This window comes from Mycobacterium sp. (assembly GCF_019243155.1).
Lineage (GTDB): Bacteria > Actinomycetota > Actinomycetes > Mycobacteriales > Mycobacteriaceae > Mycobacterium.
In genome coordinates, this window is sequence record NZ_JAFAUS010000506.1 from 18985 (window position 1) to 28192 (window position 9208).

General features: G+C 69.0%; 8 protein-coding genes. 6 read left to right on the plus strand and 2 right to left on the minus strand.

Annotation, left to right across the window (positions count from 1 at the left end; translation table 11 throughout):
* Positions 1–43: 43 nt before the first annotated feature.
* Positions 44–1024 carry a phosphotriesterase-related protein gene (locus tag JOZ00_RS25585; protein WP_293349936.1) on the plus strand — a complete coding sequence of 327 codons (981 nt, stop codon included), beginning with the start codon at positions 44–46 and terminating at the stop codon, positions 1022–1024.
* Complete coding sequence (locus JOZ00_RS25590) at positions 1017–2498, plus strand: AMP-binding protein (protein ID WP_293349939.1); 1482 nt, start codon at positions 1017–1019, stop codon at positions 2496–2498. Before JOZ00_RS25585 ends, JOZ00_RS25590 begins: the two co-directional genes overlap by 8 nt.
* On the opposite strand, the gene JOZ00_RS25595 is transcribed toward JOZ00_RS25590, so the two are convergent.
* Positions 2464–3633: an acyltransferase gene (locus tag JOZ00_RS25595; protein ID WP_293349942.1), complete on the minus strand. Its 1170-nt coding sequence runs from the start codon at positions 3631–3633 to the stop codon at positions 2464–2466. The genes JOZ00_RS25590 and JOZ00_RS25595 overlap by 35 nt on opposite strands.
* Positions 3634–3831: 198 nt before the next feature.
* On the opposite strand from JOZ00_RS25595, the gene JOZ00_RS25600 reads away from it, so the two are divergent.
* Together JOZ00_RS25600 and JOZ00_RS25605 are read left to right on the plus strand one after the other, a co-directional pair.
* Positions 3832–5115 (plus strand): DUF3068 domain-containing protein, encoded by a 1284-nt coding sequence (locus tag JOZ00_RS25600; protein WP_293349945.1) that lies wholly within the window; start codon positions 3832–3834, stop codon positions 5113–5115.
* Between the two features lie 21 nt (positions 5116–5136).
* Positions 5137–6843 (plus strand): hypothetical protein, encoded by a 1707-nt coding sequence (locus JOZ00_RS25605; protein ID WP_293349948.1) that lies wholly within the window; start codon positions 5137–5139, stop codon positions 6841–6843.
* Here JOZ00_RS25605 and JOZ00_RS25610 read toward each other — a convergent pair.
* Positions 6823–7989, minus strand: coding sequence for a glycosyltransferase family 4 protein (locus JOZ00_RS25610; protein ID WP_293349951.1), 1167 nt, complete (start codon positions 7987–7989; stop codon positions 6823–6825). The genes JOZ00_RS25605 and JOZ00_RS25610 overlap by 21 nt on opposite strands.
* A gap of 40 nt (positions 7990–8029) precedes the next feature.
* Here JOZ00_RS25610 and JOZ00_RS25615 point away from each other — a divergent pair, with 40 nt between their 5' ends.
* Together JOZ00_RS25615 and JOZ00_RS25620 are read left to right on the plus strand one after the other, a co-directional pair.
* Positions 8030–8797: a class I SAM-dependent methyltransferase gene (locus JOZ00_RS25615; RefSeq protein WP_293349954.1), complete on the plus strand. Its 768-nt coding sequence runs from the start codon at positions 8030–8032 to the stop codon at positions 8795–8797.
* Positions 8798–8842: 45 nt separating this feature from the next.
* The coding region (locus JOZ00_RS25620) for an aldehyde dehydrogenase family protein (protein WP_293349957.1) at positions 8843–9208 on the plus strand (366 nt) is incomplete at its 3' end.

The window sequence follows — 9208 nt, forward strand, 5'->3', positions numbered from 1 at the left end:
CGAGACTGTTGGACTGGTGCCGGGTCGACCTAGCATCAGTGGCGTGTCAGAACTCAATACCGCCCGCGGCGCCATCGATACCGGAGATCTCGGCGTGACGCTCATGCACGAGCACGTGTTCATCATGACGACGGAGATCGCCGAGAACTACCCCGAGGCGTGGGGCGACGAAGAAAAGCGGGTGGCCGACGCCATCGATCGGCTCAACGAACTGAAGTCGCGCGGCGTGGACACCATCGTGGACCTCACGGTGATCGGGCTGGGCCGCTACATTCCGCGGATCGCGCGCGTCGCGGCGGCCACGGAGCTGAATATCGTTGTGGCGACCGGGCTTTACACCTACAACGACATCCCCTTCCGTTTCCACTACGAGGGCCCCGGCGGCATGCTGGGCGGCCCGGAGATCATGACCGACATGTTCGTCCGCGACATCGAGCAGGGCATCGCCGACACCGGCGTCAAGGCCGGGATCTTGAAATGCGCCACCGACGAGCCGGGCATCACCCCCGGCGTCGAGCGGGTGCTACGCGCCGTGGCCCAGGCGCATAAGCGCACCGGCGTTCCAATCTCCACCCACACCCACGCCGGCCTGCGCCGCGGCCTCGACCAGCAGCGCATCTTCGAAGAAGAAGGCGTCGACCTCAGCCGGGTGATCATTGGCCATTCCGGCGACAGCACCGACATCGGCTACCTCGAGGAGCTCATCGCCCCGGGGTCCTATCTCGGGATGGACCGGTTCGGCCTCGACGTGATCTCGCCGTTCGAGGAGCGGGTCAAGATCGTGGCGCAGATGTGCGAGCGCGGGCACGCCGACAAGATGGTGCTTTCGCACGACGCCAACTGCTACATCGACGCGCTGCCCGAAGATCTGGTGCCGCAGATGGCGCCGAACTGGCACTACCTGCACATTCACAACGACGTGATCCCTGCGCTGAAGGAGCGCGGGGTCACCGACGAGCAACTGCACACCATGTTGGTGGACAACCCGCGGCGCATCTTCGAACGACAGGGCTCATATGAGTGAGCCGGTGCCACCGATCGGCACCCAGATCTCGGCGCTCGCCGAACTCGCTCCCGATGAGCCCGCGGTCACCTGCGATGGAGTGACCATCACCCGCGCCGAACTCGACCGCTCGACGAACCGGTTGGCCCGGGCCTACGCCGAGCGCGGCGTCGGGGTGGGCGATTACGTGACCATGGTGCTGCCCAACTCGATCGAATGGATCCAGGCCGCGGTGGCGTGCTGGAAGCTGGGCGCGGTGCCGCAGCCGCTGTCGGCGCGGCTGCCGGAGACGGAGCTGCAAGGTCTGCTGGAATTGCGCCCGCCCACATTGCTGGTGGGTCGCGAGCATCCCGAGATGGCAAGCGTGCCAGCAGGTTTCGTCCCCGCATCGACGTTGTCCGATGCGACGCTGCCGGAGGCGGTGTCCCCGGTGTGGAAGGCGATGGGATCCGGCGGCAGCACCGGGCGGCCCAAGTTGATCGAATCCGGTGGCGACAGCCGGATACCGGCCGCCATCGGCTACCCGTTGGGCGCCCAGGAAGGCGATGTCACGCTGATGCCGGTGCCGCTGAGCCACAACACCGGGTTCACAGCGGCCACCATGGCGCTGCTGATGCGGCATCACCTGGTGCTGATGAGCCGGTTCGAGCCGCAGCAATTCCTTCGGCTGATCAGCGACCACAAGGTCACCTTTCTCACGACGGTACCGACGATCATGCAGCGGACGCTGCCGGTCTATTACGCCGATCCGGGCGCCTACGACCTGTCGTCGATCCGCCGTTTCTGGCATCTGGCGGCGCCGTGTCCACCTGCCGTCAAGCAGGCGTGGATCGACCTGCTGGGTCCGGAGAAGGTGTGGGAACTGTACGGCGGCACCGAATTACAGGCGCTGACCTTCATCTCCGGCGACCAGTGGCTGACCCACCCAGGCTCGGTCGGTGTGGTCGTCGCGGGCGAAATGAAGGTGCTCGACGACGACGGCAACCAGTGTCCGCCCGGCGTGGAGGGCGAGATCTACATGCGGCCCGCCCCCGGCAGCGCGCCGACGTATCGGTACGTCGGAGCGACGGCGAAGAGCCGCGACGGCTGGGACTCGCTGGGCGACCTCGGCTATTTCGATGCCGACGGTTTTCTGTACCTCTCGGACCGCCGGGTGGACATGTTCACCGTCGGCGGCCGCAACGTGTATCCGGCCGAGATCGAGAACGCCCTGTCGGCGCACCCCGAGGTGCTGTCCTGCCTCGTCGTCGGAATCCCGGATCCGAACTCCGGGGACCTAGGTCAGGTGCCGCACGCGCTGGTGCACACCTCAGAGGGCTCCGCGCTCGACGTCGCTGGGGTGCAGGAGTTTCTCCGCGAACGCATCGCGGGCTACAAGGTGCCGCATACCGTCGAGTTCGTCGACACTCCCCTGCGCGACGACGCGGGCAAGGCCCGCCGGTCGGCGGTACGGGACCAGGTCATGGAGCGATTGCGTCCGCCTCAGCATCTATGACCTGACGTTGCGCAGGCTGCGCGCGTTTCTCCCAGCGGCGCAACGCTTCTCGACAGGGCGACTCGACCAAGGCGTAGCTCACCGCGGCGATCGCCCAACCGAAGACCAGCGTCAGCGCCAGCACCGTCGGCATTCGACCGGTGAACGGGAACGTCCCGAGGACCGGGAACACCATCGCCAGGGCAGCGAGGTGCCAGATGAACAGGCCGTAGGACCAGCGCCCCAGGGTCACCATCGTCGTCGTGCCCAGCACCCGGTGCGGCGTGTCGGGACGATCCAGCACCAGCGGGGCGACCAGCGCGAATGCCACCAGTGAGCCCATCGCCGTCTTCACCGCGAACTGTGCGGCGGTGCCGGGCACCAGCCCCTCGGGACCCGCGAGCGGCGAGGCCGCCACCAGGAAGGCCGCCAGCGCCACCACGGCCATCACCACCCGGCGGCGTGCCAGCCGATGCGGCAGCCCGATCCCGCAACGCGCCCACTCCGCCAGCAGCATTCCGGCGGCGAACCAGGAGAAGAACGCAGGCGGCCAGTTCAGCGAATTGGTCCCTGGGCCGGGATGTAGAGGTAGCCAGCCCCAGCACCAGCTGAGTGCGGCGAGCGCGGCGATCGACGGCACCCGCGCGCCGACCGGCAGACGGCGGGCCAGCAACGCGAGGATCGGCAGGGCCAGATAGAAGGTGACCTCCACGGACAGGCTCCACATCTGGGTCAGCCCGCCGGTCAGGGTGAGCGGCACATATATCTGTGTGAGCGTCAGGTTCGCCAGCCACACGGTCAGGCTGGCGTGGTCGGCGTCGGGCAGCAGGGACAGGATCACGACGACCGCCATCACATAGGCCGGCATGATGCGTACCACCCTGGACCGCAGGTAGTGACCCGTGCGTGGGCGCGAACCCAGACCTCGTGCCGCCGCCGCGTGTCCGCGCCACAGCAGGAACCCTGACAGCGCGAAGAACACCGCCACCGCGAGGTCGAAGCGGCCGAACAGCCGGCCGACGGCACCGCTGGAGTGCCCGGTCTGGAAGGCGACGTGCGTGACCACCACCCCCATGGCGGCGCATGCACGCATGCCCTCCACGGCCGGCAAAAAGCTGCGGATCCCTCCCACCCGCTGGTCATCGCTCACCAGCACAGTCTGCCTGTGCTGTGTTGCGGTTCGAAGTGGGTACACCCCGGAGACCCGTGTGCAACCGCAACCGGTTCGTAAGTCGGCGCCTTGCGTTCTGCTGTTAGGGTCAAACGGGTTTGCCTGGCTGAACGCTCAGGTGGGGGCGGGGCCCGTGATGAGGCAAGCGGACGAGGCAATCGACCATGAGGAGGGCACGGCAACGTGAACCGAGCAGTCATGTTGCGGTTCGCCGCATGCGGGATCATCGGGCTCGGGGCCGCCCTGCTGATCGCCGCGCTGCTGTTGACGACGTACACCACCAGCCGGATCACCAAGATCCCGCTGAACGTCGACGCCACGTTGATCAGTGACGGCACCGGAACCACCATCGACGCCGCGTCCTTGTCGACCGACCACGTCGTCGTCAACCAGAATGTTCCGCTGGTGTCCCAGCAGCAGATCTCCGTCGAGTCGCCCGCCAACGCCGACGTCGTCACGCTGCAGGTCGGAACTTCGGTCCGGCGGACCGACAAACAGAAGGACAGCGGGCTGCTGCTGGCGATCATCGACACGGTGACGCTCAACCGCAAGACGGCGCTGGCCGTGTCCGACGACTCGCACACCGGCGGCTCGGTCCAGAAGCCGCGCGCCTTCAACGACGAGAACCCGCCCACCGCGATCCCGCTCCGGCACGACGGGCTGGCCTACCGGTTCCCGTTCCACACCGAGAAGAAGACGTATCCGTACTTCGACCCGATCGCCCAGAAGCCGTTCGACGTCAACTACGACAGCCAGGAAGACGTCAATGGGCTGACCACCTACAAATTCACGCAGAACGTCGGCTACAACAGCGACGGCAAGCTGGTGACGCCGGTGGCGTACCCGTCGCTGTACGCGGGCAACGAGGACGGCAAGGTCACCACGTCCGCGGCGATGTGGGGCCTGCAGGGCGGTGATCCGAACGAGCAGATCACGATGACCCGCTACTACGCGGCGCAGCGGACCTTCTGGGTGGACCCGGTTTCCGGCACCATCGTCAAGCAGACCGAGCACGCCCACCACTACTTCGCCCGCGACGCGCTCAAGCCGGAGCTGACGCTGGCCGACTACAAAGTCACCTCGAACGAGGACACCGTCGAATCCCAGGTGAACGCCGCCCGCGACGAGCGTGACCGGTTGTCGCTGTGGTCGCGGGTGCTGCCCATCACCTTCACGGCGGTGGGTCTGGTCGCGCTGATCGGCGGCGGGCTGCTCGCCTCGTTCAGCCTGCGGACCGAAAGCGCGCTGACCGACCCGAGCCTGGACCGCGGCGATCAGGACTTCTTCGGACGCAGCGGGCTGGAGGAACCGGTACCCGGCGCCGAGGCCGAGACCGAGAAGCTGCCCACGCAGCGTCCCGGCGAGGGTGCGGATTCCGGTTCTGATGCGCCCACTGCGAGCGCGGAAGAGCCGCCCGATTCGGGGCCGCCGGAGGCCAAGCCGCCCGGGCCATCCGAACGGGAATAGCTTCCCGCGGATGCGTTGACCGTGCGCTGGATTCGGTCCGGCTACGCATTGGTGTTGGCGCTGCTGGTGAGTGGGCCGCTGCTGTGGCCCGGGTACCTGATGTTGCGCGACGCGGTGTCGACGCCGCGGTCATACCTGTCCGATACGGCGCTGGGTTTGACGTCACCGCCGCGGGCGACTCCGCAAGATTTCGCCGTCGCGCTGGCCTCCCAGCTGATTGACGGCGGCGTCCTGGTCAAGGCCCTGCTCGTGCTGGGGTTGTGGCTGGCGGGTTGGGGCGCGGCCCGCTTAGTGGCGACGGCATTGCCCGACGCGGGCGTGGCCGGCCAGCTGGTGGCCACGACGCTGGCGACCTGGAACCCCTACGTCGGCGAACGGTTGCTGCAGGGTCACTGGAGCCTGCTGGTCGGTTACGGCTGCCTGCCGTGGGTCGCGACGGCCATGCTGACGCTGCGGGCGGGCAACGGGCGGCTCGGGTTCTTCGGGCTGACCTTCTGGATTGCGCTGGCCGGGCTGACGCCGACCGGCCTGCTGCTGGCCGCGACGGTGGCGCTGGTATGCGTCGCGGCGCCGGGTGAGGGCAGGCGGCGCTGGCTGTGCGCGGCGGCGGCGTTGGGCATCGCGCTGGTGGCGGCGCTGCCCTGGCTGACGGCCTCGGCGCTGGGCTCGTCGATGGTCTCCCACACGGCGGGGAACCGGATCGGTGTCGCCGCGTTCGCGCCGCGCGCCGAGCCCGGTCTTGGCACGCTGGCCAGCCTGGCCAGCCTCGGCGGGATCTGGAACGGCGAGGCCGTGCCGACGTCGCGGACCACGCTGTTCGCGGTCTGGTCCGCCATCGTGCTGCTGGGCGTAGTGGCCGCGGGGCTGCCGACCGTGGTGCGGCGCCCTGTTGCCGTGCCCCTCCTCGTGCTGGCCGTGGTGTCCGTGCTGGTGCCGGCGGCGCTGGCGACCGGCCCCGGTATCCAGGCGCTGGGCGCGGTGGTCGATGCCGTGCCCGGCTTGGGCGTGCTGCGCGATGGGCAGAAGTGGGTGGCGTTGGCGGTGCCCGGATACGCACTGGCGGGCGCCGGCGCGGTCGTCACGCTGCGCCACTGGGTGCGGCCGGCCGCGACGGCGCTGATCTGCTGCCTGGCGCTGGTGTTGGCGCTGCCCGATCTGGCCTGGGGTGTCTGGGGCAAGGTCTCGCCGGTGCACTACCCGCGCGGGTGGGCCGCCGTGGCGAGGGTCATCAACGGCGGGCCTGGGGCCGTCGCCGTGCTGCCTGCCGGCACCATGCGGATGTTTTCCTGGTCGGGTCCCGCCCCGGTGCTCGATCCGCTGCCCCGCTGGGTGCGCGCCGACGTGCTGACCACCGGTGATCTGGCCATCTCGGGGACCATCGTTCCCGGCGAGGGGACCCACGCGCGGGCGGTGCAGGGTCTGCTGCTGGGCGGGTCGGATCCCACCGCGTTGGCGGCTTCCGGCGTCGGGTGGCTGGTGGTCGAGTCGGGCACCCCCGGCGACATGGGTGCGGCCGGCAAGACCCTCGCCGCGCTGACGCCGGTCTACCTCGACGACGATTTCGCCCTCTATCGGATCGGGGGGTCCACCGCCGGTGTGCCCGCCGCACATCGCACCTGGACCGTTGCCGCGCACGTGGCGTGGCTGGCGATGCTGATCGTGGGCGCGGCCGGCGCGGGATTCAGCGCGTGGCGGCGCCGCGCAGCGTCAGTCCCGACCGCCGACTAGGCCGCTGACCATGCCGCCGGCCTGCACCGCTTCCAGCACGCCGCGCATCGCGTCGGCGCTTTGCTGCCAAGAGAATTCACCACTGCGCGTGTGCGCCTTGGCGCCGAGCTGATCGCGCAGCACCGGGTCGGCGAGCAGTTCCTCGAGGCGGCCCACCAGCTCGGCGTGAGTGTCGACCAATATCCCGGTCACCTCGTCGACGATCGAGTCGGACAGGCCGCCCGAGGATCGGTAGCCGATGGTCGGCACCCCGTGCTGGGCGGCTTCGATGACCGCCAGACCCCAGCCCTCCTTGCGCGACGGGAGCAGGTGCACCCAAGAGCTCTGCAGCACATGGTGTTTGGTTACGTCGTCGACATGGCCGTGGAAAGTCACCGCGTCAGATATGCCGAGCCGTCGGACGTGGTCGACGAGCCGCTGGCGCCACCAGCCGTCGCCGACGATGTCGAGGTGCAGCCCCGGGACCCGCGGCCGCAGTTGCGCAACCGCCTCCAGCGCGTCCTCGATCTGCTTGTGCGGAACCAGCCGCGACAGCACGACCACTCGCGGCGCGGCCGCGCGCGGGCCCACCAGCGATTGCGCGGGGGCCTCGTCAAGACCGTTGCGCACCACCGCGATTCGCCCGGTGTCGACGCCGAGCGTGACCAGGTCGCGCGCCGACGGCAGCGACACCGTCACGTACTGGTTGCGCCGGTTCACCCGCGGCGACACCGTCGACTCGACGAACCAGCCGAGCCGGCCGAGCACCGGGCCGGCCACCGGCCACTGCTCGCGGTGGCAGTGATGCACCAGCACCACCACCCGCCTGCCGTAGACCAGCCGGGCCAGGAAGGGCAGTCCGTTCTGGGTGTCGACGACCACGTCGGGCCGCGACCCTAAGCCGACCCGGGCCGCCATTTCCCTGACGAACATCGCCAGCAACGCCCAGATGTAGACCGAGTAGCGGCCTCCGGCGCGGGTGATCCGCACACCGTCTACGAGTTCGCTGCGCCGCGCCCCCTGATAGCGGGCTGTGCGCAGCGTGACGTCGATTCCCGATGCGGCCAGCTGCGCGCCGATGCGCTGCAAGTAGGCTTCGCTGCCCCCGCCCTGCGGGTGTCCGGTATCGCGCCAGCACAACAGCAGTACCGAGCGCAGATCAGACATCTTGGTCAGCCTAGCCGTTGCTCGACGTAGGGTGTGGCCGGTGGCGGTGACCGACGTGTTTGCACGCAGGGCAACCCTGGCCCGTTCGCTGCGGTTGCTGTCGGAGTTCCGCTACGAGCAGTCGGACCCCGCCCGGTTCTACGGCGCGCTGGCCGAGGACACCGCCGCGATGGTGAGCGACCTGTGGCAGGGCGCGCGCGACGAGCGGCCGGCCGGCCGCACACTGCTCGACGTGGGTGGCGGCCCCGGATATTTCTCAGCGGCGTTCGACGCCGTCGGCATCCATTACATCGGCGTCGAACCCGACCCTGCCGAGATGCATGCGGCCGGGCCAGCGTGGGCGGGGGCCCGCGGTGCGTACGTCCGGGCCTCCGGCATGGCCCTGCCGTTCGCCGATGACTCGGTGGATATCTGCCTTTCCTCGAACGTCGCCGAACACGTGCCGCGGCCCTGGCAACTCGGCCGGGAGATGCTGCGAGTGACCAAGCCGGGCGGGCTGGTCGTCCTGTCCTACACGGTCTGGCTCGGCCCCTTCGGGGGCCACGAGATGGGGCTGACGCACTACCTGGGTGGGGCCCGCGCAGCCGCCCGCTACGCCCGCAAACACGGCCATCCCGCCAAAAACAACTACGGGTCGTCGTTGTTCGCGGTGTCGGCCGCCGACGGCCTGAACTGGGCGGCCAGCACCGGATCGGCGATCGCCGCATTTCCGCGCTACCACCCTCGATGGGCGTGGCGGTTGACGTCGGCGCCACTGCTGCGGGAGTTCTCGGTAAGCAATCTGGTGTTGGTACTTCAACCCCAATAATGAAACGTGTTCTCGTTTTACCGCGGCTTGGGTAGGGTGGCGCGCATGGGCGACATCAAGACTGAATACGACAAGCTTTTCATCGGCGGCAAATGGACGGAGCCGTCGACCTCCGAGATGATCGAGGTGCGCTGTCCGGCCACCGGCGAGTACTTCGGCAAGGCACCGATGGCGGCGGCGGCGGACGTCGATGCCGCGGTCGCCGCGGCCCGCGCCGCTTTCGACAGTGGCCCCTGGCCCACGACGCCGCCGAAGGAACGCGCGGCCATCATCGCCAACGTGGTCAAGCTGATGGAGGAGCGCAAGGAGCTGCTGAGCGCGCTCCTCGCCGGTGAGACCGGTCAGCCGCCGACCACCATCGAGACGATGCACTGGATGGGGTCGATGGGCGCGATGAACTTCTTCGCCGGC